1 pseudogene is annotated in these 862 nt (G+C 69.3%); it reads left to right on the plus strand.

The features are described from left to right. Nucleotides 1–862 (plus strand): annotated as a pseudogene (locus IF09_RS41475) (3-isopropylmalate dehydrogenase); the annotation flags it as partial.

Genomic DNA, 862 nt, shown 5'->3' on the forward strand with positions numbered 1-862 from the left:
GTGATCCCCGGTGATGGCATCGGCCAGGAAGTCGTGGCTCAGGGCCTGAAGGTCCTTACCGCGGTCCTGCCCCAGGATGTGAAGCTGGAGACCAAGCAGTACGACCTCGGCGCCACGCGCTGGCACCGCACCGGTGAGACCCTCCCGGACGAGGAACTCGAGGCGCTCAAGCACCACGATGCGATCCTGCTGGGCGCCATCGGCGACCCGTCGGTCCCCTCGGGCGTCCTGGAGCGCGGTCTGCTGCTCAAACTCCGCTTCGCGTTCGACCACTTCATCAACCTGCGCCCGTCGAAGCTCTTCCCGAACACGGCCACCCCGCTCGCCGGCCGTCCCGGCACCCCCGCCGAGGTGGCCACCGAGGTCAGCGTCAACACCGCGTACGGCGTCGAGCGCGTCGTACGGGACGCGTACGAGCGGGCCAGCTCCCGCCCCCGCAAGAAGCTGACGCTGGTCCACAAGAACAACGTCCTCGTGTACGCGGGCCACCTGTGGAAGAACATCTTCGACAAGGTCGGCCAGGAGTACCGATCTTCTTCGTCACGCAGCCCGAGCGCTTCGACGTCATCGTCACGGACAACCTCTTCGGTGACATCCTCACCGACCTCGCCGCCGCCGTGACCGGCGGGATCGGCCTCGCCGCCTCCGGGAACATCAACCCGACCGGCACCTTCCCGTCCATGTTCGAGCCCGTCCACGGCTCGGCCCCCGACATCGCGGGCACCGGCAAGGCCGACCCGACCGCGACGGTCCTGTCCGTCGCCCTCCTGCTGCGCCACCTCGGCCACGAGACCCAGGCCGCCCGCATCGAGGACGCCGTCACCGCCGACCTCGCGGAGCGCGACGGAACCTTCCGCACCAC

The organism is Streptomyces katrae, assembly GCF_000717655.1.
GTDB lineage: Bacteria > Actinomycetota > Actinomycetes > Streptomycetales > Streptomycetaceae > Streptomyces > Streptomyces katrae_B.